Origin of the sequence: Blastococcus mobilis (assembly GCF_900188025.1) — a bacterium.
In the GTDB taxonomy this organism is placed as follows: Bacteria; Actinomycetota; Actinomycetes; order Mycobacteriales; family Geodermatophilaceae; genus Blastococcus_B; species Blastococcus_B mobilis.
On the sequence record NZ_FZNO01000001.1, the window covers coordinates 204,895 to 229,820 of the forward strand.

Annotated in this window: 20 protein-coding genes; 13 read left to right on the forward strand and 7 right to left on the reverse strand. The window is 73.2% G+C overall.

Features of this window, described 5'->3' with window-relative positions; genetic code table 11:
* Nucleotides 1-146 precede the first annotated feature (146 nt).
* Both CHB94_RS01025 and CHB94_RS01030 read left to right on the forward strand, forming a co-directional pair.
* The gene (locus CHB94_RS01025) at nt 147-1,739 is read left to right on the forward strand and encodes a tyrosinase family protein (protein ID WP_176445343.1); all 1,593 of its coding nucleotides are present in this window, start codon (nt 147-149) and stop codon (nt 1,737-1,739) included.
* On the forward strand, nt 1,736-2,515 hold the full coding sequence (locus CHB94_RS01030) for a copper chaperone (RefSeq protein WP_089334713.1): 780 nt from the start codon (nt 1,736-1,738) through the stop codon (nt 2,513-2,515). The genes CHB94_RS01025 and CHB94_RS01030 overlap by 4 nt, the downstream gene beginning before the upstream one ends.
* Here CHB94_RS01030 and CHB94_RS01035 read toward each other — a convergent pair.
* Nucleotides 2,512-4,542, reverse strand: a complete 2,031-nt coding sequence (locus CHB94_RS01035) for a gluzincin family metallopeptidase (RefSeq protein ID WP_141137385.1) — start codon at nt 4,540-4,542, stop codon at nt 2,512-2,514. The two genes, CHB94_RS01030 and CHB94_RS01035, sit on opposite strands and share 4 nt — an antisense overlap.
* Before the next feature lie 176 nt (nt 4,543-4,718).
* On the opposite strand from CHB94_RS01035, the gene CHB94_RS01040 reads away from it, so the two are divergent.
* Nucleotides 4,719-5,747, forward strand: a complete 1,029-nt coding sequence (locus CHB94_RS01040; protein WP_089334715.1) for an LLM class flavin-dependent oxidoreductase — start codon at nt 4,719-4,721, stop codon at nt 5,745-5,747.
* Nucleotides 5,748-5,878: 131 nt separating this feature from the next.
* Nucleotides 5,879-6,037 (forward strand): hypothetical protein, encoded by a 159-nt coding sequence (locus CHB94_RS24865; protein ID WP_176445344.1) that lies wholly within the window; start codon nt 5,879-5,881, stop codon nt 6,035-6,037.
* A 265-nt stretch (nt 6,038-6,302) separates the two neighbouring features.
* On the opposite strand, the gene CHB94_RS01045 is transcribed toward CHB94_RS24865, so the two are convergent.
* Nucleotides 6,303-7,331 (reverse strand): YihY/virulence factor BrkB family protein, encoded by a 1,029-nt coding sequence (locus CHB94_RS01045; protein ID WP_089334716.1) that lies wholly within the window; start codon nt 7,329-7,331, stop codon nt 6,303-6,305.
* A 107-nt stretch (nt 7,332-7,438) separates the two neighbouring features.
* Between CHB94_RS01045 and CHB94_RS01050 the strand changes: the two genes are divergently transcribed.
* From CHB94_RS01050 to ggt, 3 genes are all read left to right on the forward strand, one after another.
* A complete protein-coding gene (locus CHB94_RS01050; protein WP_089334717.1) occupies nt 7,439-8,077 on the forward strand; it encodes a peroxidase-related enzyme in 639 nt (212 codons plus the stop codon).
* 379 nt (nt 8,078-8,456) lie between these two features.
* Entirely contained in the window at nt 8,457-10,652 is a 2,196-nt protein-coding gene (locus CHB94_RS01055; RefSeq protein WP_141137386.1) for an ATP-binding SpoIIE family protein phosphatase, read from the forward strand.
* Between the two features lie 88 nt (nt 10,653-10,740).
* The gene (gene ggt / locus CHB94_RS01060; protein WP_089334873.1) at nt 10,741-12,600 is read left to right on the forward strand and encodes a gamma-glutamyltransferase; all 1,860 of its coding nucleotides are present in this window, start codon (nt 10,741-10,743) and stop codon (nt 12,598-12,600) included.
* Nucleotides 12,601-12,609: 9 nt separating this feature from the next.
* Here the strand turns inward: ggt and CHB94_RS01065 are convergent, their stop codons facing one another.
* Both CHB94_RS01065 and CHB94_RS01070 read right to left on the reverse strand, forming a co-directional pair.
* A complete protein-coding gene (locus tag CHB94_RS01065; RefSeq protein WP_254920321.1) occupies nt 12,610-14,235 on the reverse strand; it encodes a sensor domain-containing diguanylate cyclase in 1,626 nt (541 codons plus the stop codon).
* Between the two features lie 31 nt (nt 14,236-14,266).
* Nucleotides 14,267-14,614 carry a hypothetical protein gene (locus CHB94_RS01070; RefSeq protein ID WP_089334719.1) on the reverse strand — a complete coding sequence of 116 codons (348 nt, stop codon included), beginning with the start codon at nt 14,612-14,614 and terminating at the stop codon, nt 14,267-14,269.
* Between the two features lie 76 nt (nt 14,615-14,690).
* Between CHB94_RS01070 and CHB94_RS01075 the strand changes: the two genes are divergently transcribed.
* Nucleotides 14,691-16,352: a bifunctional 3'-5' exonuclease/DNA polymerase gene (locus CHB94_RS01075; protein WP_089334875.1), complete on the forward strand. Its 1,662-nt coding sequence runs from the start codon at nt 14,691-14,693 to the stop codon at nt 16,350-16,352.
* Nucleotides 16,353-16,408: 56 nt separating this feature from the next.
* On the opposite strand, the gene CHB94_RS01080 is transcribed toward CHB94_RS01075, so the two are convergent.
* Nucleotides 16,409-18,040 carry a glycoside hydrolase family 13 protein gene (locus CHB94_RS01080; protein WP_089334720.1) on the reverse strand — a complete coding sequence of 544 codons (1,632 nt, stop codon included), beginning with the start codon at nt 18,038-18,040 and terminating at the stop codon, nt 16,409-16,411.
* Nucleotides 18,041-18,383: 343 nt separating this feature from the next.
* On the opposite strand from CHB94_RS01080, the gene CHB94_RS01085 reads away from it, so the two are divergent.
* The 4 genes from CHB94_RS01085 to CHB94_RS01100 all read left to right on the forward strand — a co-directional run bounded on the left by CHB94_RS01085 (nt 18,384) and on the right by CHB94_RS01100 (nt 21,605).
* Nucleotides 18,384-19,526, forward strand: coding sequence for a M14 family metallopeptidase (locus tag CHB94_RS01085; protein WP_089334721.1), 1,143 nt, complete (start codon nt 18,384-18,386; stop codon nt 19,524-19,526).
* 80 nt (nt 19,527-19,606) lie between these two features.
* Nucleotides 19,607-19,858: a hypothetical protein gene (locus CHB94_RS01090; RefSeq protein WP_089334722.1), complete on the forward strand. Its 252-nt coding sequence runs from the start codon at nt 19,607-19,609 to the stop codon at nt 19,856-19,858.
* Nucleotides 19,859-19,970: 112 nt separating this feature from the next.
* Nucleotides 19,971-20,594: a DNA-directed RNA polymerase subunit alpha C-terminal domain-containing protein gene (locus CHB94_RS01095; protein ID WP_176445345.1), complete on the forward strand. Its 624-nt coding sequence runs from the start codon at nt 19,971-19,973 to the stop codon at nt 20,592-20,594.
* A gap of 309 nt (nt 20,595-20,903) precedes the next feature.
* Nucleotides 20,904-21,605, forward strand: coding sequence for a hypothetical protein (locus CHB94_RS01100; RefSeq protein ID WP_089334724.1), 702 nt, complete (start codon nt 20,904-20,906; stop codon nt 21,603-21,605).
* Nucleotides 21,606-21,745: 140 nt separating this feature from the next.
* Here CHB94_RS01100 and CHB94_RS01105 read toward each other — a convergent pair whose 3' ends face one another.
* Together CHB94_RS01105 and CHB94_RS01110 are read right to left on the reverse strand one after the other, a co-directional pair.
* A complete protein-coding gene (locus CHB94_RS01105) occupies nt 21,746-22,591 on the reverse strand; it encodes a MurR/RpiR family transcriptional regulator (RefSeq protein WP_176445346.1) in 846 nt (281 codons plus the stop codon).
* Nucleotides 22,592-22,595: 4 nt separating this feature from the next.
* On the reverse strand, nt 22,596-23,582 hold the full coding sequence (locus CHB94_RS01110) for a class II glutamine amidotransferase (RefSeq protein WP_089334726.1): 987 nt from the start codon (nt 23,580-23,582) through the stop codon (nt 22,596-22,598).
* Between CHB94_RS01110 and CHB94_RS01115 the strand changes: the two genes are divergently transcribed.
* A complete protein-coding gene (locus CHB94_RS01115; protein WP_089334727.1) occupies nt 23,517-24,896 on the forward strand; it encodes a type I glutamate--ammonia ligase in 1,380 nt (459 codons plus the stop codon). The genes CHB94_RS01110 and CHB94_RS01115 overlap by 66 nt on opposite strands.
* Nucleotides 24,897-24,926 lie beyond the last annotated feature (30 nt).

Below are 24,926 nucleotides of genomic sequence, written 5' to 3' on the forward strand. Positions count from 1 at the left end.
TATCACCGGGGTGGCCCTGGAAGAGGTCGGCCCAGGAGTCGAGTCCGTCGCCCGGTGGGTGAGCGAAGCACGACGGGGACGGCCCCGAACGGAACTCGGTCGTGCCACGATCGGGCGTCGCGACGGCGAGGGGCGATCCGATGGTCATGACGACGCGACGAGCGGCCTGGCGGGAGGGCTCCGCGGGCGGCTGGGATGACGATCTCGTCTGGTACGCCGCCGGGATGCACCGGATGAGGGCGCTCACCCCGGGCCTCGACGACTTCTTCGAGCACCTGCGGACCCTCCTGACGGGCGTGGGGACGAGCAGCGATCCGGTCGGGGACATGATCGCCATCGCCCGGCAGTGGGAGGACCCGATGAGCCTGGGCTACCAGTCCCAGGTGCACGGCACCTTCGCGCCGAAGGCGGCCTGGCCGAGCACGGCGCTGTGGCAGGAGTGCGCGCACAACCACTGGTTCTTCCTGCCGTGGCACCGGGCCTACCTGCTGGAGTTCGAAGCCGTGGTGCGGGAGCACATCCGGCAGCTGGACGGTCCCGCCGACGACTGGGCACTGCCGTACTGGAACTACTCCGACCATGCCGCGGATCCCCGCCGTCTCGGCCTGCCCGTGCCGCTGCGGGGTGACACGCTGCCCGACGGCGTCGAGGTGCCGGGTGTGGAACCACTCGCCGACGGCTCGTTCCCGAACCCCCTGTTCATCCCGGTCCGGCTCGGGCCCGACGAGCCGGCCCCCGGGGACAGCGTCGCGTGGGCTTCCGCGACGAGGGCGCTGCTCCGCCCGCACTACGCCAATCAGCAGGACACCGCTCGGGTGTCGTTCGGCGGCGGGGTGATCGAGGACCCCACCAACGCGGCGCAGTGGCACGGCGAATCGCCCGAGATCGGTCAGCTGGACATGCAGCCGCACGGGTCGGTGCACAACCAGGTGAGCGGCGCGATGGCGCTGTTCCAGACGGCGGGCCTCGATCCCGCCTTCTGGCTCCACCACTGCAACGTCGACCGCCTCTGGGAGACCTACGCCCACGATCTCGGGCACGGCTACCCGTTCCGGAACGGCGTGGGTACGGGCACGGCCGCCCATGCGTCGTGGATCGACCGGCAGTTCCGGTTCCGCCGTCCCGACGGCAGCACGGGTACGTGGACCGCGCCGAAGCTCCTGGACGTCGGTGCGTTGGGCTACACCTACGAGACGACGGCTCCGCCGCCACTCCCCGCAGTGCCGCCGCCACCGCCACCGGGATCGGGTGAGGACCCGTTCGGGCTCGGTGAGCCGGTCCCGGTCCCCGTCGCGGAGGCCGGCCCGCTGTCCCTGGTGGGGGAGCAGGACGTCGTCGTCTCCGGAGGGGAGCCCGCCGACCAGGGTATGGGCGTCGATGCGTTCCCGGCGGCCGCCCGCTGGCTGCTCCGGTTCGAGGGCATCCGGTCCACCCGCCCCGCTCCGACGTCGTACGAGGTGTTCCTCGGTCTGGAGCCCGGCGCGGACGCCGCTCCGGAGGACGACGGGCACTACGTGGGCCTGCTGTCGCTGTTCGGCGTGTACGAGGCCAGCAGGGACGACGGGACGTCGTCCGGCAGCGGTCAGCGCCGGCGGCTGGACGTGACCGCGCAGGTGTCGGCCCAAGCGGGGGACCTCAGGCCGCTGGCCACCTCGGTCCGGTTGCGGCCGGTGAACCCGGGCCGCGATCTGGCCGGCGCGCAGATGTCGATCGACCGCATCACCCTGGAGTTCGGGTGACCGGTCCGGCGCCACCGTGGGTGGAGCCACGCCGGACGCCGGTCGCCGGGCGCCTCGACCCGGAACGCCACCCGGAGTGGTGGCTGTGGGCCGTCGCCGGAGCCGGCGGGCTGGTCCTCGTAGCGCTCGTCCTCCGCGGCTGGCTCCCGAGCCCGGGGGCGGCGCCGGTGGCGGGACACTCCGGCCACCACGCGGCAGGTGGCTCGGGCCTGGCCCCACATGCCGTCGCGTGGGCAGCCATGATCGCGGTGATGGCTCCGCTGATCACGGCCAACGTGCGTCACGCGGCGCTGCGCAGCCCCCGTCGGGCCCGCGCGGCCGTCATGGGCGACGTCGTCGCCGGGTGGGCGGGCATGTGGGCCGGCGCGGCGGTCCTCCTCGGCCTGATCGCCTGGCTGCTGACGAGCACGGCCGGCGAGCTCGGAGCCATCGCCCTGCTGACCGCGACCGCGATCGGATGGCAGTGCTCCGCGCTCAAGCGGCGCAGCGTCGCCCGCTGCCACCGCCTCCTCGCCCCGCCCCTGGACCGGGCTCGGTCACGTCGGGCATGCCGTCGGTACGGCGTCGGCCTGGGGCGGGACTGCGTGGTCAGCTGCTGGCCCCTCATGGCGCTGATGGCCGTCGCGGCCCACGACCCGGTCGTGGTCCTCTCGTCGGTGGGGGTGGCCTGGTACGAGCGGCGCCGGCGTCCCCACCACGACCCGGCGACGAGGGGGGCCTGCCTGGTCCTCGCCGCCACCGGTGCGACGGCCGCGGCGGTCGCGTTCCTGACTTAGGTGTACTGACCAGAGACGTTGGTCGTCGTGCGAACGGCGGCCCTGCGGCTCGGGTGCAGCAACGCCAACCGCCGGTCCTCGCCGAGACCGTCGGAGGAGCCCCATGCGCCGTCCTGACCGCGCAGGCCCCGGTCGACCAGGTACTGCAGGCGGCGGGTCTGACGGTCGGGGTCCAGCAGCGGCTGGCGCTGGTGCAGCCGGAACCGGCCGAACTGGTCGAAGACGAGCACTCCTCCGCCCCAGAGCTCCACCCGGTCCTCCGGTGCCATCCCGTCGGGGGCGCGGATGCCGGGCGGCAGGTCCCGGACCGCCGTGCGCAGCCGCTGGGTGTAGTCGGCGAGGATCTCCGTGACGACGAGGCCGTCGGGCCCCACCCGGGTGCTGCTCAGCACCCGCTCCACCCTGGTCGGGAACCGCACGTCGACCTGCAGGACCGCGGCGTTGTTCCAGATGAACTCGTAGACCGCTTCGGGTGACGTCCGGAGGGCGACCAGGTTGAGGTGCTCGTACCGCAGCCCGAGGGCGGTGTCGGCATCGGGGTCGGGTGGACAGACGGCCGGGGCAGGTTCCTCGCGTGCACCGTCGGGCGTCCCGTCGCCGGCCGGCGCCGCCATGCCGTCCGCGTCGACCATGGGGTGCCGCGGGGACGTGATGCCGAAGCCGGCGAACGCGTGCTCGAGCGCTGTCCGGTAGTCGTGCTCGTCCTCGGGGGCCAGCCGACGATCGGCTGTGAGGACCGCGTCGATCACGTCGGCGAGCCCCAGGTCCACCGGGGGCAGGTAGTCCAGTCCGCGGAGGAGCATGGCCAGCAGGTGCCGTGCGGACTTGACGCCCTCTTCGGCGACCCGGTCGGCGTCCAGGCCGTCGTCCTCCACGCGGAGGGGCTCCAGCCTGCCGGCCCACATCGTCACGAGCGTCTGCATGAACGCCGCGACCAGGACCTCGGCGCGGCGATGGGGCTCGGCGAACTGCGGGTCGGACTTCCACCGGTCGCCGGCCTCCAGGACGACCGACCAGCGCAGGGCCGGGAACCGGCCCGAGGTGTCGTCCCCGACGCTCGGGCGCTGGGCCCGGCCGCCCACCTCCTCGGCCAGGCGTGCCAGCGGGAGATGCATCAGCAGGACCGCCCGGCCGGCCAGCAGCGCCGCGGCCCGCTCCTCGCGGTCGGGCATCCGGAGGGCGTCCGCGTCGGACGGGAACAGGATGTGGTCGGAGTTCCCCGGGACCAGCAGACGCCGGGCGACCCCCGGCACGGTGAACACCGACAGCAGGGCCACGAGGTCGGCGAGAGCCTCGTGGAAGGCCAGCTGGTCGGGGAGGCCCGGCTCGGTGAACCGCGGTCGCAGCCCGTCGAGGATCGCGTGGCTGACCTCGTGGGCGATGACGTCATGGGACAGCGCCGTGTACAGCGCCGGCCGGCCACCGAGCGCCGGCAGCCAGCCGAAGAGCACGCCGTTGTGCTCGCGCGAGTAGAAGGCGTTGGCCTCCACCAGGGCCTGGGGGATGAGGTACAGCTGCGGAGAGCCCGAGCGCCACGGTATGGGCCGGCCCAGATGCTGCTCGAACAGCGCCAGGGTGCGGGCCGCGACCGCGTACACGTTCTGGGCCCGGAACTCGCGGTCCCCGCTCAGGGTCGTGGCGTCCGGGTGCCGTTCGACCGACCAGCGGTCGCGGTAGGTCCAGGCGTCGTCGGCGTGCAGTAGGACCGGCGGGGTGGCCTGGCCGGTGCCGACGTTCAGGTGGACGACGTGGAACCGGTGCCCACGCGGCCCCCGCTGGAGCCGCTCGGCGGGGACCGGGATCTGAGCCCGTACCGGGCCGTGCTCGTCGACGACGGAGGGATCCTGGGCCAGCACCGTCATCGGCACCGCCTCCTGCCGGAGGAGGTTGTGGCGGGCGCCTCCCGGGTCGGGGTGCTGGGCGGCTGCGCGCGCCTGGGGGCCGGGATCGTGCTCGTCGTCCGACAGGGGACCGCTCACGTGCTCGATGAGGTCGAGCACCCGCGTCCGGGCCGTGGGTCCACTCATGCGCCACCCCAGGAACAGGCCGGGCCGACAGGGGCACGCTACCGGGGAACCGGGCCTTTCCGATCGGCTCGCCGCGCGCGACACCCGGGCGGAAGGGCACCTGGTTGACTGTCGTTGAGCGCTTGACCGCATGTGGTCGCCGGCGCCGACACGAACCCCCGCACCGGAGGACGGCCATGCAGCTCGGCGTCGACAGTTTCGTCTCGGCGGTGACCGATCCCTCGACCGGGCGCGTCATCGGGCCGGCGGAGCGGATGGAGCACCTGCTCGAGGAGATCGCACTCGCCGACCAGGTGGGGCTGCACTCGTTCGGCATCGGTGAGCACCACCGCAGGGAGTACTACGACTCGGCCCCCCCGGTGATCCTGGCGGCCGCGGCGGCGCGGACCTCCCGCATCCGGCTCGGCAGCGCCGTGGCGGTGCTCAGCGCCGCCGACCCGGTCCGGGTGTTCCAGCAGTTCGCCACCCTGGACCTGATCGCCAAGGGACGGATCGATCTGGTCGTCGGTCGCGGCTCGTTCACCGAGGCCTTCCCGCTGTTCGGGTTGAGCCTGGCCGACTACGACTCGCTGTTCGAGGAGAAGCTGGACCTGCTGCTGCGCATCCGCGAGTCGGAGCAGATCACCTGGTCCGGGCGGCACCGGCCGGCGCTGACCGGACAGGGCGTCTACCCGCGGCCACTGCAGGACCCGCTGCCCATCTGGGTCGGCGTCGGGGGGACGCCCGAGTCCTTCGTGCGGGCCGGGCTGCTCGGCCTGCCGCTCATGGTGGCCGTCATCGGCGGGGAACCGCGGCAGTTCGCCCCCCTCGTCGACCTGTACCGCCGGGCCGGGGCGCAGGCCGGGCACGCCCCCGAGCAGCTGAAGGTCGGTCTGCACGTGTTCGGCTTCGTCGCGGAGAGCACCCAGCTGGCAGCGGACACCATCTATCCCGGCTGGCACGAGATGTTCACCACGGTGTCCCGCGAGCGGGGCTTCGCGCCGCCGACCCGTGCCCGGTTCGACGCCACGAGCGGCCCGAACGGCGCCTTCTTCATGGGCGACCCCGACACCGTGGCCGACAAGCTCCTCCGGGTCTCCGAGCAGCTGGGCGGGGTGGACCGGATCTCGCTGCAGATGACCAACCCCCGACTCGCGCACACCGACCTGCTGCGGGGCATCGAACTGCTCGGCACGGAGGTCGTTCCGCGGGTGGCTTCCGCCTGACCTCCACGGCGCCTGCGGGCAGCGGCGGGGTGCCCGGGATCCGACGGGCCCATCGAGCAGATGACGTGGGACCCGATGTTCTCGCGAGGCTGAGCGGGGAACCATCAGGACACATCCCGGAGGAGGACACCATGACCGAGCAACCGGACACCCCGCTGCAGTCGGGCGACGAGGAGGACGGCTCCCACGCCAGCGTGGGGAAGGACGTCGGGCGGCCCGGCGGCGGCCGAACGGAAGGCGAGACCGCGGTCGACGACGCCATGGGGCAGGGCGCACCGCCCGAGGACTGATCGAACGGCCCCTGCATCCCGAGGAGCGTCGTCGGATCGTCGACGGCCGTCGTCGGTCCGGTTCTCGGACCGGCGAGCCAGGAAGCGCGCCGGCGAACGCTGTCGGGGGAAGTCGGGGCCGACCCCGACCTCCCCGGACCTACGGTCGGACGGCCCTTGTCCCGACGACGGTCGAGGACGATCCTCCTCGGTCGCCGAACGGAGCGCGGGTGCCGGCGACGAGACCAGCGCCGTGCCTGCCGAACTACTTCCCGTCCGGGTACGGCTACTTCCCGTCCGGGTACGGCGGCACGCTGTCCGCGACGACCGCTCCCCGCTCGCCCAACGGCCGCTCGGGCCCGACGGTCGAGTCCCGGAGGGTCTGACGCTCGGCCTCGGCGTTGATCGCCGCGCCCACGATGACGAGGAAGACGCTGATCCACAGCCAGACCATGCTGATGGCGACGCCGGCGAGCGAGCCGTAGGTGGACTCGTAGGAACCGAGGCTCTGGACATAGGCGAAGAGTCCGACCGATGTGGCCAGCCACAGGGCCGTGGCCACGGCCGCGCCCCCGGTGATCCATCGCCAGCGGGCCTGCTTGCGGTCGGGCGCGAAGCGGTAGAGCAGCGCCAGGACGATCGCCATGAGGGCCGCGAGGGTCAGCCAGCCCACCACGGGCGCGAGCTCACGGACGGGGCCGCGAACCCCGCCGAGCGCCCGCGACGCCGCACCCACCGCCGCGATCACCCCGCCCAGCAGCAGGGCGCCGCCGAGGACGAACATCAGCGCGAGACCGCTGCGCCGGAGGAAGCCGCGGGTCTCCGTCTCGTGGTAGGCCAGCGTCAGCGCGTCGATGAGGTAGGTGGCGGCGGTCGTCGCCGTCCAGAGGGCGACGACGAGGCCGCTGAGCCCCCGCACCGTGAGTACCTGCGTCGACGCCGCCGTGACCGTCGTCAGCTGGTCGGCCACGATCGGCTCGAGTTCCGGCGGCAGCACCCGGGCCACCGACGACAGCTGCTCGAGCGCCTGCTCGGGGGTGTTGACCGCGCCGTAGACCGAGACCGCCGTCACGAGGACCGGCGCGATCGACAGGACGGCGAAGAAGGAGATCCCCGCCGCCAGCACCATGAGCCGGTCGCTGAGGACGTGCCGCCCGACGCGCCGGAGGATCGGCCGCCACGCCCTGAGCGGGATCCGGTGCGGCGAGACGGCGTCGGTCGCCGTGGCGGACTTCTTCGATGCCGGCGTGCGGGGCGCGGCTTCCTCTGCGCGGGCCTCGTCCGTGCGGGCCGCGTCTGTGCGGGCCTTGGCCATGGGCCATGTCTGCCCACCCGACGGCCCGGGCAAGCCGCACTTCGCCGGCGATCTTCCCGGGGTCGCCGCTGGGTGCGAACGGGGCCGTGCGCTGCCACAGTGGCGCGATGACCGAGACGTCGATCAGCCGTTTCCCCGTCCGGCCGTCAGCGCAGCTGCCGGCCGACCTCGCCGAGCGCTACGCCGACGTGGCGGAGCGCTCCGGCTTCCTCCCGAACATCTTCGCCGCGCTGGCCTGGCGGCCCGAGGAGGCACGGGCGTTCTTCGCGATGCACGACACCCTCATGGACAAGGAGACGCCCGGGCTGTCCAAGGCCGACCGCGAACTCATCGTGGTCGCCACCAGCGCCGCGAACGACTGCCTGTACTGCGTGATCGCGCACGGGGCTGTCGCCCGGATCCGCACGCGCGACCCCTACCTGGCCGACCAGGTCGCCATCGACTGGCGCAAGGCCCCGCTCTCCCCACGCATGCATGCCGTGCTCACCGTGGCCACGCGGCTGGCCGCCGATCCCGCCGCCGTCACGCAGCACGACCTCGCCGTCCTCACCGACCACGGCCTCACCGAGGACGACGTCTGGGACGTCGGGATGATCACCTCGTTCTTCGCCCTGTCCAACCGGCTGGCGCACTTCGTGGCGCTCGCACCCAACCCCGAGTTCTTCCTCATGGGGCGCCTCCCACGAACCGACGCCGTCAGCGACGAGCCGGCCCCCGAGGAGCACGGGAGTCACGTGGCTTCGTAACGCCGTCCGACGACGTACGTGGACATGAACGAGGTCTCCGACGGCCACGACGCCTGCCGGCCCCTCGCGTCCGCTGGGTGGGGCGCCGGCCGCGGAGGTGACCGGCCGGGTGCCACCTGGGAACCCCGGTGGGGATCCGGGTTCCCACGGTCGTCCGAGCCGCACGGGGGCTCGGCGCCCGGCCCCACCGCGGCATTCTCGGCGGCAGCGGGTTCTCCCGTGTCCGTGTCGAGAGCGCGCGACTCCACTGGGTAACGTGCTCGTACGGACCGAGCCGTTGCGGATCGTGCTGACCGACCCGAGGGGACCGAGCTGCTGCCGATCCACAGTCACGGACCACACATGTGCCCCGGCGCTGCCGGCCGGCACCGTCGCCGAAATGAGGCTCATGATCGAGGCGCCGTGGATGCACCGCCCGCGGCCGCACTTGGGCTCTCCGGTGGATGCGGTGCTGCACGGCGCTCCGACCACGCTCGCCGAGCTGCGCGCGCTCCGGATGCAACTGCGCACGGTGCTCGCCGACGGCGGCCGGCCGCCAGGTGCCCGCGACGACGACCTGGACCGGCTGCTGCTGGTCTTCGAGGAACTCGTGAGCAATGCGCTGCGGCACGGTCGAGGACCGGTGCGGGTGGCGGTGAGCGACGCGGGTTCCGGTTGGCTGGTGGAGGTCAGCGACGCGGCCGGGAACTCACCGCCCGTCCTGGCCCTCGACCGGGACGCCGCCCTCGGGGGCCTGGGTCTGCACCTCATCGCGAAGCTGTCCGGGGCCCACGGCTGGACGGCTGAGGACGACGGGCGCAAGGTCGTGTGGGCCCGCGTGGACGTCACCGAGGAGGCTGCCCGGTCGCGGAACTCGATCGGTGCCGCGGCCGGGCCGACGAGCCCACCGGCGCAGCCGACGGCGGTGGGGGCCTCCGGAAGGACCGCAGCCGGCACGGCTGCACGTGCGCGGCCGACCGGGTCCCGCCGCGAGTCGGCCGGCCCTGACCGTGCCGTGGCGGCCGGCAAGGGACGCCTGCGCGGGTTGCGGACCGCCCCCGGCCGGGTCAGCGTCATCGTCACCGCCGTGGTCCTGGTCATCACCGTGGTGCTGGCCTGGCTCGCGTCCGCGGTCAACGCGAACAACAAGCAGCGGCTGCTGGCTCAGCAGGTCGACCAGGCCGCGACCCTGCTCGCCACCCAGGTCGCGGTGATCCAGACGCAGATGCTCGACGCCGGCCAGGTCGCCGACGCGACGAACGGCAGCCCGGAGCCGTTCACCCGCTTCGCGGCCGCGACGGCGATCTGGCCCGGCATGTCGTTCTCCCTGTGGCGGGTCAACGGGGACCAGGTCGAGCAGGTGGCCCTGCACGGTCCCGACCCGCAGGCGCCGGAGGAAGACCGGGACACGTTCCTCGCGGGGCTCGAGCCGACCGGGCAACTGGCCGTCGCCGGGATCGTGCAGCGCCCCGAGCCGCGACTGGCCTACGCGCTGATGCCCGCGGAGCAGACCGGGGACCTCGTCGTGTACGCGGAGGTACCGCTGGACCGCCAGGTCTCGGTGGAGGCGGGTGACGCCTTCGGCGGTCTGGACATGGCGGTGTTCCTCGGCCGAGGGACCGACGCCGACCAGCTGGTGCAGGCCACCGCTCCCCTCCCGATCCGAGGGGACACCGTCACCACGCGGGTGCCGTTCGGCGACACCACCTTCACCGTCGTCGCCGCGTCCCGCATCGGGTTGACCGGCCCGCTGTCGGCGACCCTGCCGTGGATCGTGCTCGGCGTCGGCGGCGTGCTGGCCGTTGCCGGCGGTATGACCGCGGGGAGCCTCGCCCGGCGTCGGACCACCGCCGAGCGGCTGGCTGCCGACAACGAGCAGCTCTACCGGCAGCAGCGCGGCATCGCAGGCACCCTGCAGCACGCCCTGCTGCCCGAGGTGGCCAGCGTGGACGGCATCGAGGTCGCGGCCCGCTATGTCGCCGGCGTCGACGAGCTGGAGGTCGGCGGCGACTGGTACGACGTCATCCCCGGCCCGTCGGGGCGCTCGGTGTTCGTCGTCGGCGACGTCTCCGGCCAGGGGCTGGCCGCGGCGACGACGATGGCCGCGCTCCGCTTCGCCGTGCGCGCCTACGTCGCCCAGGGCGACGACGTCGCGACCGTCCTGACGAAGCTGCGCGGCCTGCTCGACGTCAGCGTCGACCACCAGTTCGCCACCGTGCTGCTCGGCGAGCTGGACCCGGTAGCGGGCCTGGTCCGGGTCGTGTCGGCCGGGCACTTCGGCCCGCTGCTCATGACCGGCGGTAGGGCGGAGTTCCTGGACTGCGCCGTCGCGCCGCCGGTCGGGGTGGCGACCCCGGCCCCGCCAGCAGTGGCCGAGGCGCGGGTCTCCGGGCCGACGACGCTGCTGGCCTTCACCGACGGCGCGGTGGAACGCCGGGGCGAGGTGATCGACGCCGGGCTGGAACGACTGCGGTCCACGGCCGCCGCCGCGAACGCGCAGCCACTGCCGACGGTCCTGGACCACCTGATGCAGATGCCGGACGTCGACGGCGGACGGGACGACACGGTGATCCTCGGGCTGCGCTGGACGAGCTGACCGAGGCCGGGTGTCCGACCGGCTGGCGCGACACGGCCCGCGGGTGTCCGATGTGTGCCTGCGCATCGACGACCCTCGAGGAGTCTCCATGCCGCGTCGGCGTACCACGCTGCTGGCCCTGTCCGGGCTGACTGCAGGCGTTCTCGTGGCCGGCGCTCCTGCCACCGCCGCCGCAGGCGGCTCACCGCCGGGGAAGCAGCCCCTCGCGGTGGGTACCGGGGGCGCGGTCGCCACGGTCGATCCCGATGCCACCAGGGTCGGTCTGGACGTCCTGGCCGACGGCGGCAACGCGGCTGACGCGGCAGTCGCCGCGGCCGCCGCACTGGGCGTGACCGAGCCCTATTCCGCGGGAATCGGTGGCGGAGGCTTCTTCGTCTACTTCGAGGCCGCGACCGGCAAGGTCTTCACGCTGGACGGGCGGGAGACCGCTCCTCTGGCGATGGGCGCCGGCGCCTTCCTCGACGACGAGGGCAACGCCCTGCCGTTCCAGGAAGCTGTCCGGAGTGGCCTGTCCGTGGGCACGCCGGGCACGCCGCTCACCTGGTCGCGGGCGCTCGAGGAGTTCGGCACCCTCTCGCTCGCCGAGGCCCTGCAGGGTGGGATCCGGCTGGCCGACGAGGGCTTCGTCGTCGACGAGACGTTCCGGCAGCAGACCGCCGAGAACGAGGAGAAGTTCCGTCGCTTCCAGCCCACCGCCGAGCTCTTCCTCCCGAACGGTGCTCTCCCCGAGGTGGGTTCGGTGTTCCGGAATCCGGATCTGGCCCGCACCTACGAGCTGCTGGCCGGCAAGGGTGCGGAGACGGCCTACACGGGAGAGCTCGCCGAGGAGATCGTCCGGACGGCCCAGGACCCGCCGGAGGCCGCGGGCACCGGTGACGTGCGACCGGGACTGCTCGACACGGTGGACCTCGCCCGGTACGACGTCCCGTTCCGCGAGCCCACGAGGATCGACTACCGCGGGCTCGAGATCTACGGGATGGCCCCGCCGTCGAGCGGGGGCTCGACCGTCGGTGAAGCCCTGAACATCCTCGAGCTGTTCCCCCTGAGCTCGATGCCCGACGTGCCCGCTCTGCATCACTACCTCGAGGCGAGCGCCCTGGCCTTCGCGGACCGGAACGTCTACGTGGGTGACCCCGCGTACACCCAGGTGCCCCTGGCCCAGCTGCTCTCCGACGGGTTCGCGGCCGAGCGGGCCTGCGCCATCGATCCGGGCACGGCATCGGTGACGCCGGTAGCCGCGGGCAGCCCGGACGGGCAGTACGGTCCGTGCCCGGCGGAGGACCGGCCGACCGCGGGGGCGGGCGCCGAGGGACCCTCCACCACGCATCTCACCGTCGCCGACGCGGCGGGGAACGTCGCGAGCTACACGCTGACCATCGAGCAGACCGGCGGCAGCGGGATCACCGTCCCCGGCCGGGGATTCATCCTCAACAACGAGCTCACCGACTTCACGTTCAAGGCGGCGGACCCGACCCGGCCCGAGCCGAACCTGCCCGCCCCGGGCAAGCGTCCGCGCAGCAGCATGTCGCCGACCATCGTGCTGGACGACGGCAGGCCGGTGCTCGCCCTCGGCTCACCGGGTGGCAGCACGATCATCACGACCCTGCTCCAGACGCTGGTGAACCGCATCGACCGGAACATGAACCTCGCGGAGGCGATCGCGGCGCCCCGGGCCAGCCAGCGCAACACCGCGACGACCGATGCGGAGCCCGCCTTCATCGCGGCGTACGGCCCCGCGCTGGAGGCCCTCGGACACGAGTTCACGTCGGTCGCGGAGCTCGGCGCGGCAACGGGCATCGAGTACCTGCCGGGTGGACTCGTGCTGGCCGCCGCGGAAACGGAGCGGCGGGGCGGCGGGAGTGCCGGCGTTGTGCACGAGGTCCTGGACACCGCGGGGGGCCCCGGGACCGGCGACCCGCGGCTCGCGCCCGAGCTCGGGAACGGCTGACGACCGAGGTCAGGCCTCGTCGCCGACGACCCGGTCACGTCCTGACCGCTTGGCCAGGTACAGGTGCCCGTCGGCCCGGCCGAGCACCTCCGCGGGTGTCGCGACGGTCAGTGCCGCCACGCTGGCCGCCCCGATGCTCACCGTGACGGGCAGACCGCCGGTCACCTCCGCCCAGGGGTGCGTGCGGATCGTCCGGCGGACGTCCTCCAGGTGCCCCGTCGCGGCCGACGGAGTGGCGCCGACCAGGACCAGCAGGAACTCCTCACCGCCCATGCGGGCGACGAAGGAACCGGCGTTCGGTCCGCCGAACGACGCACCGGCCTTCATCAGCAGCTCGGCGACCGTGCACAGGACCTGGTCGCCGACCTCGTGCGAGCACGTGTCGTTGATGCGCTTGAAGTGGTCCAGGTCCAGCAGGGCCACCGTGACCGGCTCGGCGACTCCAGCACGACCGCGCAGGAGCCGCGGGAGTACACCGTCCACGTAGCGGCGGTTGTAGAGACCCGTCAGCGGGTCCCGCAGTGAGAGCTCGCGGTACCGGCGGGTCTGCCGCCGCGCCTCCGTGGTCTCGTACATCGCCTGCAGCGCCCGGGCCCGGGCGTCCCGCTCCGCCGACTGCAGCTCCATGAGTTCGGCGCAGTACAGCTTGTGCTCCTCGAACGCCGAGCGGAAGGAACCGCTCGCGGCGTGCAGCTCGGCCTGCTCGCACCGGGCGCGTACGCGGATCGAGGTCAGCCCGTACTCGTCGCAGCGGCGCACGCACTCGTCCAGAGTCTCCTGGGCCTCTCCCAGATGGCCGCGCCGGCGCCTGATCTCGGCCAGGGTCAGGAGGAAGTCCGCACCGGCGTCGCCGTCCAGCGACGCCTGCAGGGCCTCCGGGCGCAGTCCGGGCAGCAGCGCGGCCTCGGCCTCCTCGAGGCGCCCCTGTCCCATCAGCGCCCGACCGATGGTGTCGAGCCGGCCGACGCTCATGGGCAGGCTGTGCCGGTCGGCCAGCTCCTGCAGCTTGGTGCTCCAGGCCAGCACCTCCTCGAACGACCCCGACAGGGTCTCGTAGTACGCGCGGTTGTTGAGCACCATGAGCTGGCGGTCGACGTCACCGAGCTCCTCGGCGAGCCGCAGGACGTGGTCGTAGCGGTCCCGCGCCGTGAGATCCCCGCTGAGGCCCAGGCAGTCGGCCAGGCGCGCAAGGTGGTCGATCCGTGCTGTGGGCGCCACGTCATCTGCCAGGAGTTCCACGGCGCGAACGGCGTGCTCGAGGGCGAGGGACACGTCACCGAGCTCCTGGAACACCGCCGTCAGGACGAAGTGACTGCGAGCCTGGAGCTGCGGGGAGTCGTGCGCGGTGGCCCACCGGTGGATCTTCTGGGCCTGGCGGGCGGCGTCCGCGACGTTCCCGCGGCGCCGGAGCAGGTCGGCCAGGACCAGCCGGGCGCGCTGCTCGAGCTCACCGAGGCCGAGCTCACGGGCGGCCGCCACCGCCTTCTCCGCGTCCTGGTCCAGGTCGCCGTGGTCGAAGCGCGAGAGGTTCTCCAGTTCGGCGACCGACGCCGACAGCTCGGCGGCGCGCACGCCATCGAGGGACGGCGCGGCAGCGGGGCTGCGCCTCCGATTCACCTCGGCGGTCCGGGTCACACCGCCTCATCGGCGCGTCTGACCTGCACCTTTAGCACTTTTCTCGCGAACCTCCGGCTGCTCGGCGTTGGGCGACCGACGACGCCCTCCTGAGCAGCCGCTCCACAGCGGGAGAGCTGGACAGCGCCACCGGCCGTCCTGCTCGCGCGGCAGCGTCCAGGTGGTCGAGCACGAGCTCGAGCGCCGGCGCCGAGAACCCGGTCACCGAGCCCGCGTCGATGGCGTCGATCCGTACCGGTTCGCGGCCGTAGCGCCGCACGAAGGAGTCGACCGCCACCCCGTCGACGTCGCCGGCGAGGCACAGCACCCGTCCGGCGGCGGTGTTGAGCAGGCGGACGATGCCGCGCGCCGCGGAGCGTTCGGGAGGCAGCGAGGTCACCGTGCCAGTGTGGCGCTCCGCTGCGGACGGCACGGGGCTGGAGGTCTCTGTCGGACCGGTCGGCGACACTGCGGAGATGAACCGGGTCCTCCTCGCGCGCCGCGGCGAGGCCACCGTCGAGGCGTCGGAGTGCCTCGACGACGACACGCCCGCGCGGGTCACCCGGTTCCCCTCCGCCGACCTCCCGGACTTCGTCCGGGAACGCGAGGCCTCGCCCGTCCGCTGGGTGTGGAACGACACCACCCGCTGGTACCCGGCGCTCCTGGAGGCCGGCGTCCGGGTCGAGCGCTGCGCCGACCTGCGGCTCGGCCACGCCGTCCTCCGGCGGTCCCCGCTGGTCGATCAGGCCGTGCTCGTCGGCGAGGAGACCCCGGGGTGGGACGCCCTCCAACCGGTGACCGCAACCGATCCGGCCCTCTTCCCCCTCGACGACCCCGCCGACGGTCTCGACCCGGTAGCCGAGCACGCGCGTCACCAGGCCGCGCTGGCCGCCTCGCCGGGCCGGGGGCGCCTCGGTCTGCTGCTCGCCGCCGAGTCCTCCGGCGCGCTGGCGGCGGCGGAGATGACCCATACCGGGTTGCCGTGGCGGGCGGACGTGCACGAACGCCTGTTGACCGGGCTCCTGGGCCCCCGTCCGGCGCCGGGCCGGCGACCGCCGGCCCTCGAGCGACTGCTGGCCGAGATCCGCGCGGCCTTCGGGGCGCCCGGGCTGAACCCCGACTCGCCCGGCGGGTTGCTGCGCGCGCTCCAGACCTCGGGGTTGCCGGTGAGCGACACCCGTTCCTGGACGCTCGAGCAGCTCCGGCACCCCGGCATCCCGGCGCTCCTGGAGTACAAGAAGCTGTCGCGGCTGCTCCAGGCCAACGGGTGGAACTGGCTGGACGCCTGGGTGCGTGATGGGCGGTTCCGCTCGTACTTCCTGCCCGGCGGCGTGGTGACCGGGCGATGGGCCTCCAACGGCGGCGGCGCCCTCTCCGTCCCCGCACAGGTGCGCCCGGCGGCGGTCGCCGACGACGGCTGGCGTTTCGTCGTGGCCGACGTCGCTCAGTTGGAACCGCGCGTGCTCGCCGGCATGAGCATGGACGCGGCCATGGCGGAGGCGGCGCGGTCGTCGGACCTGTACCAGGGCATGGTCGACACCGGCACCGTGGCGACCCGGGCCGAGGCCAAGGTGGGGATGCTCGGGGCGATGTACGGCGGCACGCGGGGCGAGAGCGGGCGCATGATGCCCCGGCTGGCCCGCAGCTACCCCCGGGCGATCGGGCTGGTCGAGGCGGCCGCTCGGGCCGGGGAGCGCGGCGAGGTCGTGCACACCCTGCTCGGCCGGGGGTCCCCGGCCCCCACGGGGGCATGGGCCGAGCGTCCGCTCGAGCTCGGGGAGCCGCCCGACGAGGACCGGTCCACCGAGGACCGGGACCGCCACCGCCGGGCGTGGGGCCGGTTCACCCGCAATTTCGTCGTCCAGGGCACCGGCGCCGAGTGGGCTCTGTGCTGGCTGGCCGACCTGCGCAACCGGCTGTGGCGGCTGTGCGGCACCGGGACGCTGAGCCGGCGTCCGCATCTGGTCTTCTTCCTCCACGACGAGGTGGTGGTGCACACGCCCGAACACCTGGCCGACGCCGTCGCCGAGGAGGTGCGCCGTGCTGCGGCGGAAGCCGGCCGGCTGCTCTTCGGGAGCTTCCCCGTCGACTTCCCGCTCGACGTCGCCGTCGTCGGCTCCTGGGCCGACGCGGACTGAGCGCGCCGACCGCGGCAGGACCCGGGACCCGGCTCCGGGACGCCCGTCCGGCGCGATCAGTCCTCGATGAGCCAGACCGCGGTGTCGGGGGGGAGGGCGAGGCCGCCACCGGAGCGGTGGAGGCGCGCGGTCGAGGCGAGCAGGACGGAGCCGGAGCAGCCGACGAGGGCCGTCTCGGTGCCCATGTTCACCACGCAGCGCACCGTCTCGTCCCCCCCGACGCAGCGCACGGTGAGGACGTCGCCGTCCGTGTCGACCGTCGCCGTACCGGAACCGAGCGCCGGGTGTGCCCCGCGCAGGGCCAGGGCTCGCCGGTACAGGGTCAGCATCGAGCCGCCGTCCCGGTGCTGACGGGAGACCGCGTACCGGTCCCACCCGGGTGGAACCGGCAGCCACGGCTCGGCGGCACCGGCAGGGGAGAAGCCCAGGCTCTCCGCGGTGTTCCACGGCATCGGCACGCGGCAGCCGTCACGGCCGGTCCGGGCACCGCCGCTCCGGAAGAAGATCGGGTCGCGCTTGGCCTCGTCGGGCACGTGGGCCTGCGGCAGCCCCAGCTCCTCGCCGGCGTAGAGGTAGGCGGAGCCGGGAAGAGCCAGCATCAGCAGCGCCGCGGCGCGCGCCCGTGCGGTGCCGAGCGCCCCGCCGCCGAACCGGCTGACCTGACGGTCCTTGTCGTGGTTGCCGAGCACCCAGGAGACCGGGGCGCCCACCTGGGCGAACGCCTCCAGGGCGGTGCGCACGCCGTCGGCGAAGGCCTCGGTCGACCACGGCGACTTGAGCAGCCGGAACGACAGGGACTGGTGCATCTCGTCGGGCCGGGAGTAGAGCGCCACCTGATCCAGGTCGGCCAGGCAGACCTCACCGACGAGCATGGTGTCCGGGTACTCGTCGCAGATGGATCGCCAGCGGCGCCACACGTCGTGCACCTCGGGCTGATTCCACGTCATGGCTTGCTCGGGGCCGTGACCGAACAAGGTGGGGGAGTAGCCGCCGGGGTTGTCCCGGAGTGCGGGGTCCTTGAAGAGGCCGTAGGCCACATCCACGCGGAAGCCGCTGACGCCCCGGTCCAGCCAGAAGCGCAGGGTCTTCTCGAAGTCGGCGGCCACCGCGGGGTCGCGCCAGTTCAGGTCCGGCTGCTCGGGGGCGAAGAGGTGCAGGTACCAGCGACCGTCCGGCGTCCGCGACCACGCCGGGCCACCGAACAACGACTGCCAGTTGTTCGGGGGCGCCTCGGAGGGGGGAGCGAAGTGGTAGCGGGACGCCTCGGGGGAGTCGGCATCGGCGAGAGCGGCCTGGAACCACGGGTGACGGTCCGAGGTGTGGTTGGGGACGACGTCGAGGACGACGCGCAGCCCCAGTCGACGGGCGTCGGCGACCAGGGCCTCGAGGTCGGCGACATCGCCGTAGTCGGGGTCGACCGCCCGGTAGTCGACGACGTCGTAACCGCCGTCCGCGCCGCCGGACGGGTAGTGCGGATTGATCCACAACGCGTCGACGCCGAGCCAGGCGAGGTAGGGCAGGCGGGAGCGGACGCCTGCCAGGTCCCCGATGCCGTCGCCGTTGCTGTCGGCGAAGCTGCGCAGGTACACCTGGTAGACCACGGCCGTCCGCCACCAGGCCGACGACGGCTCGGAGGCGACCTGTCGGTCCGCCCAGGTGGTCCCCGCAATGGAAAGCCGGCGTGACATGTGCCCACCATCGGCCGTTCCGCGCCCCGACCCGGGGCACGTGAGTGACGAAACATCACGAGCAGAACGTCACTTCTTGACGAGACTTCTCGAAACCCCTGGTCAGCTCCGAAGCGGAGTCCGGCCCCGGTGACGAATCCGTCGAGGGCGTCCCGAGGACGAGGGCCGATCGCGGCTCGTACGCAGCGCCACGTGCCCGGGACCCGCGCGACGACGACCCGGGGTTTCTCCTGCGGGCAGGCCTAGTCTCTCGCGCAACCACCTCGTGCGGCCGCGGTTCCACCGTCGGTCCAGGCCGCCGGTGGTCTCCTGCTGCAGGGACCGGCGGGAACGGGAGGTCACGATGGCGAGCCTGATCGCCAGGGTCACGTCCACGACTGCCCGGGCACCGCTCGCCCGACTCGCCGGCGCTCCTCTCGGCCTGGACGTGTGGGAGGTCACACCCGACTTCGTCGTCCTGCAGGCCGACGAGTACCAGGCCGGCCGGCTGGAGGCGATGGGATACGGCGTCGAGCAGCTGCAGATGGTCGAGCCGTACCTGTCGACGTTCGCGACGGCGGCGGCGCTGTCGGGCTACCACACGGTGGCGACCCTGGAGGAGGACCTCCGGCGCCTCGCCGAGTCGCACCCGGAGATCGCGGAGCTGCACGAGATCGGGCGCAGTATCGAGGGGCGGCCGCTGTGGGCGCTGCGCATCGGAGAGCGCCGGGGCGGCGCGCGCAAGGTGGCGTTCTTCGGCTGCCACCACGCGCGGGAGTGGATCTCGGTGGAGGTCCCGTACCGGCTGGCCGAGCACCTGCTCGACAACTCCTCGTCCCAGCCCGTCGAGCGGTGGCTGCAGCAGGGGGAAGTGTGGGTCGCCCCGATGGTGAACCCGGACGGGCACGAGCACACGCGCACCGCGAACCGGCTCTGGCGCAAGAACCGGCGCCGGAACCTGGGCGGCAGCATCGGCGTCGACCCCAACCGCAACTACGGCTACATGTGGGGCACGCTGGACATCAGCACCTCCAGCCACGTTCCCTCGGACGAGACGTACGTCGGCCCGCGGGCGTTCTCCGAGCCGGAGGTGCGCGCGGTCCGTGACCTCTTCGCGCGGGAGCTCTTCGACGGCGTCCTGAGTTACCACAGCTACTCCCAGCTGATCCTGTTCCCCTGGGGCTACACGCTCGAGCCGGTCCAGGACGACGCAGATCGCAGCGAGATGCGGAGTCTGGCCGAGGAGATGGAGCGGCTGATCCGGGCAGCGCACGGGGAGATCTACACCGCGCAGCAGGCCTCGCAGCTCTACCCGACGGCGGGGGACACCGTCGACTGGGCCTACGGCGTCTACGACGTCCCGTCCTTCACGATCGAGCTGCGCCCGGTGTCCGCGCTGGACGGTGGGTTCATCCTGCCGGCGGACCAGATCGAGCCCTGCTGGGAGGAGAATCGTCCCGCCGCACTCGAGTTCATCCGGCACGTGTTCGGAGAGCCGGAGCGCTGAACGTCGAACCGGATCTGCCGCAGCCCGCGTTCACCGCGCACCAGCGGCGGGAGCGATTCGCTGCGCGGAAGGAGGTCGGCGTGGCCGACAGTGAGCAGACGTGGATCGCCCGCCTGACGCCGACCACCGGAGGAAGCGTCGCGGCCCTGCTGAACCTGCCGCTCGGTCTCGACGTCTGGGAGCGGCATGCCGGATTCCTTGTGGTGGCAGCGCCCGAAAGCCGCCTCGCTGAGCTCGAACGGCGGCGGCTGGCCGAGGTCGACCGCTGGGCCACGCAGCGGCAGTACGAAGCGCAGATGGCGAACCGGCCGGCGACCGGCGAGGAGACCTGACGACGACCTCGGCCGCCGATGACCAGCGACCCTGCATCCCACGGGCTCGCCGTTCGCCGGTGGCGGGACGGCGATATGGTCGGACGTCATGCCGAAGAGGTCGCCCGAGGACGTGCGCGCAGGATCGATCGGTGACCTGGGCCTGCCCGGGCGGGCCGTGACCGCGCTGACCCGCGCCGGGGTCGCCAGCATCGGCGACCTGGCGGCGCTCACCCGACGGGATCTGGCCGCCGTCAACGGCCTGGGCCCCGGCATGATCGCCGCGATCCGGCTCGTCGTGCCGGAACCGTCCACGAGCGCCGGCCGGGGCGAAGCCTCGCCCGGAGTCGGGCACCGGGAACTCGCCCGCCCGGCGAGCGATCCGGAGCCCGAACCGGCCGAGGAGGAGTCGCGGGCCGCGCCGGCGATCCCGTCGTTCGACTCGTTGCGGAACCCGCGACGCCACACGCCGGTCGACCTCTTGATGCAGGGGCCGCCGGCTGCGTCGTCAGTGGCCGGGCCCCGCTCCACCGGAGGAGCGAGGCCTCCGGAGTACGCCACCGGAAAGACGAGGCCTCCGGAGTACGCCGACCTGCTGCGCCTGGGGGTGCGCGTCGTCCGTGCCGCGGCCGGCGTGCCGGGGCGGGTGGGGCTGTGGTCGGTCCTGACGCCGGCGCGCTGCCTGCGATGGCTGCTGGGCGAGCAGGCCGCCTCCCGCGCCCGTGCGGGCGGCGCCGCCGGTTCCGCGCGGGGCTGACACCGGCCACCTGCACACGTCCGGTCCTGGACGGCTGTTGCACGCCCCTTCCGTCGGCCGCATGCTGGCGACGGGCGGGGCCCCGGGGCCTCCCCGGGTGCGCCCCGCTCGCCAGCTCTCGGCGGCGTGGGTGGGTCGTCCCCAGCCCGGCCACCGTGCCGCCGCGGCGTGACGGCGAGCCCGTGCCTATGGATTCCTGGCGCGTCCCTCACCGGTTCGTCGTCGACGACCCTCGACCGCGACGCCCCCGCGCTCGGGGCGCGCGGGTCCGTCCATAACGGTTGAGGACATTCGCAGCGGATCGCCTTGATGACCCGTCCTGTTGGCGGGATCGTCGTCTCACTGCTGCGGACGACCGAGAGCCGGAACATGCGCGGCCGTATCGGGGGTGTCGTCGTGTCATCGCTGACGTTGACCGCCGTCGGGTTCGTCGCGGTGACGGCCCTGGTGATCGCACTGGCTCGCACGTCCACCGCTCGCTGGGAACGCGAGAAGAGACTGGCGCGCGCGCCCAGGCGCCCGGCGACCCCTCCACGCACACCGCTCGCCGGCATGGCCGCCCGGCTCTCCGGCGTGATGGCGCGGAGGGTGGTCGCCGTGCTGCGCAACCCCGCTTCGCTCCGTGCCCCTCTGCGGGGCGCCGCCGGCGCCCTGGCCACGGCCCCGAAGCAGGTGGCGTCCCACGTGCCGTCGGCCCCCCGGTGGTGGGGGAACGCCCGCTCGCTCGTCGGCGAACGGGTCCGCAGGGCGACCCGGGCAACGGGTCGCACGGCGTCGTCACCCGTCGGCGACGACGGAGCCGAGACGCCCGATCCCCTCGCCCCGGAACGATCACCAGGTGCGCGAGCCGTTCGGAGGGCCGGGATGGCCACCGCTGCCGGCCCGAGGTTCTTCCGTCGGATTCCACGTCACCCGCGCCGACCGGCGCTCGGCTTCCTGCACCGGCACCACCGCACCGGGAATGAGCGCGTGCTGCACGGTGACAGTGAGGAGGGACCGACTCCCGGGTGACCGGCCCCGAGCACGACGACGCGTCGCGGGGCGCGTCGTCACCGGGAGGACGGCGGCGGGCGCCAGATGCAAGCCCTTCCCGAGCGCGCGGCGGAGGGGGCGGGCGGCGGCTACCTGGCCGCCGGAGACCGACCGGGTGGTCAGTCCAGCACCTCGTTGGCGCTGGCCTCCTCCCACCTGACCATGCGTTCGATCGCGGTCGGTCCGAGCCGGTCGAGGACCGCGTCGACCAGGAGTTCGGTCAGCAGAAAGGCGGCCGCGGCGGAGTCGAAGGCGCCGGACGACCGCACCGAGGTGGGGAGGACGACCGTGGCCACCTGGGCGGCGGGGGAGAGCCATTCGTCGGTGATGCAGATGATCTGCGCCCCGGCGTCGGCGAGCTGGGTGACCTGCTCCACGGTCCTCGCCTGGTAGCGCCTGAAGTCGTAGACGACGAAGACGTTCCTGCGGTCGGCGTCGATCACGTCCGCCGCGTCGATCGTCTGCCCGTCGCCGGGTGCCGAGACGTTGGGTCGGATCTGCCGCAGATGGCGGGCGAGGTAGCCCGCGAGGTAACCGGAGAACCGCCCGCCCACGGCCGTCACCCGCATCCGGGGATCGGCCAGCAGGGTCACCGCGGCATCGAGCTCGGCCTTGGGGATGGACGTCAGGGACCGCGCGATCGAGTCCGTCGCGAGCTGTACCCCACGCTCGAGCCAGTGCCCCTCGGCGCGGTTGGCCCGGCTGTCCTCGTAGAGCGACAGCGGCGACGCGACGCGCTCGGAGAGCTCGTCGAGCAACGCCTGCTGCAGGGCCGGGAAGCCGGTGTGACCCAGGCTGCGGGCGAAGCGGACGACCGTCGGTGGGCTGACGCCGGCTGCCGTCGCGAGCTCCGCGCTGGTCCCGAGCCCTGCTCGGGGATAGTCGGCGAGCAGCACGCGGGCGACCCGCCGCTCCTGGGGGCTGAACGTCGACAGGTCGGCCTTCAGGGCGTCGCGGATGGACACGGGGTCACTGTGCAGAGGGCAGCGCCAGGGGATCAAGGACCTCGGTCTCGCGGGTGCTCAGGTCGATGGCCAGGATGCTGTCGGCCGGCACCGGCGTCCATCCCTCGTCCGGAAGGCCGCTGGAGATGACGTGCACCGCAGTGGGGCTGACCTTGTACGCCATGTCGAAGTACGCGGTGGCGTGCCCGTGGGGCATGGCGTCGTCGGAGCCCACGAGCTCCCGGAGGTCGTCCAGAGGAGTGGCGGCCCCACTGTTGACGTGCACCGCGTACAGCCGGGTGGGGGTCAGGAAGAGGGCGTTGAGGCTGGCCTCGGGGAAGTGCTCGTGCAGCAGCCCGACCGCGCGGGCGAGGCCGGTCCGTTCAGCCCCGGTCTCCTCGATGCATTGCAGGACGAGGCGGAAGTACCGCTCGCTGTCGGTGGTGCCCTTCAGCGCCGCCCGGCTGCGCTCCGACAGCAGGGACTCCAGCACGGCGATCGGCGAGATGCTGCCGTTGTGCGCGAGCGCGTAGGCCCCGTCGATGAACGGGTGCGTGTTCATCGAGTGGACGACGAGTCCGTCCGTGGCCCAGCGGAGGTGGACCAGCCCGGCGGAGCCGAGGGCCTGCCCGGCCAGTTCGAAGTAGGACGGGTCGTCAGCCGCCGACACCGGTGAGGTCGCCCCCTCCACCCGCGTGCTCCCCGGTCGGGCCCAGGCCATTCCCCAGCCGTCGCCGTGCACGGCGGACAACGACGTGAAGGTCTGGAACTCCGTGGGGCCCAGGCCCTCGACGGCGGACAAGGGCCTCTCGGACACGTATCCCAGCAACCGACACAAGTCGACAACACCCTTCTCAAGGCGGATCCCTGACCGGTATAAAGACCCCGCCATGTAACAAACGTTACATCGGGTCCGAGAATCGCTTTCACGAAACGGACGCGTCAAGTGCCACCAGCCCCACCGAGCGACTCCTCTGCCCAGCTCCGTGTCGAGGGGCAGGTCGAGCGGCATGCCCGACGTCTCCGGGAAGCGGGCGTCCGGACGCTCACCGGCGTCATCAGCGACTCGGGCGGGGTCATCCGCGCCAAGACCGTCCCGGCGCGGCGGATCGAGTCCTTCGCCCGGTCCGGCATGGGCGCCTCACTGACGTGGCCGGTCTTCTGCGTCGACAACGGGATCGCCATGACCCCCGAGCTGGGCGTCGTCGGCGATCTCCGGCTCACCGCCGACCTCGAGCGGGCGGTCGTCCTCGACCACGGGTTCGGCTGGGCCCCTGCCGACGTCCGGGACCAGACCGGGGAGCTGTCGCCGTACTGCTGGCGCAGCGTGACCCGCCGCCAGGTCGAGCGGCTGGCGGCGCTCGGCATCGAGGCGCTGGTCGGCAACGAGCTCGAGTTCGGGCTGCTGGACGAGGCCGGGCGCCCGTTGGGCGAGCGCGACGGCTGGCCCTGCTACGGCGCGGGGGTGTACAGCGAGCTGAGCCAGTTCGCCGCTGACCTGTGCGAGCGGCTGGACACCGCCGGGACCCCGGTGGAGCAGATCCATGCCGAGTACGGGATGGGGCAGTTCGAGATCTCGTTGCCACCGCGAGAACCGGTCGCAGCCGCCGACGACGTGCTGCTCGCCCGGGCGGTCATCGGCCGGGCCGCCCGGGACCACGGACTGCGCGTCACCTTCTCCCCGGTGCCCTTCTCGGGCGGCTCCGGCAACGGCGCTCACATGCACGTCTCGTTCACCCGGGGTGGCGTTCCGCTCCTGACCGGCGGCTCGCTCCCCGAGGGCCTGACGGAGGACGGCGCCTCGGCGATCGCGGGCATCGTCCGCTGTCTGCCCGGCGGGATCGCGGTCCTGGCCGGCACCGTCGTCTCCGACGAGCGGATGCAGCCCGGCCACTGGTCCGGCGCGTCGTCCTGCTGGGGTGTGGAGAACCGCGAGGCCGCCGTCCGCCTCCTGCTGGCCACCAACGGGAACCCGCACGGGGCCAACGTCGAGGTCAAGTGCGTCGACGCGGGCGCCAACACCTACCTCGCGACCGGTCTGGTCCTCGGCTTCGCGGCCCTCGGCATCGAGGAGAACCTGGAGCTGCCGGCCGCCGTCGAGGCCGATCCCACCCAGCTGACCCCGGAGCAGGCCCGGGCCGCGGCCGTCGTCCCACTCCCGAACGACGCGGCCGGTCGCATCGCGCACTTCCGGGACAGCGGTGCGGCTCGCGCGGTCCTCGGCCCGGAACTGCACGACGCCGTGCTCGCCGTGCGCCAGTACGAGTCCTCCCTCTACGCGGACCAGGACGCCCACGCACTCACCAGGTTCGCCTGGTCCTCCTGAATCACGTCGTGCTCCACCCATCCGAGACCG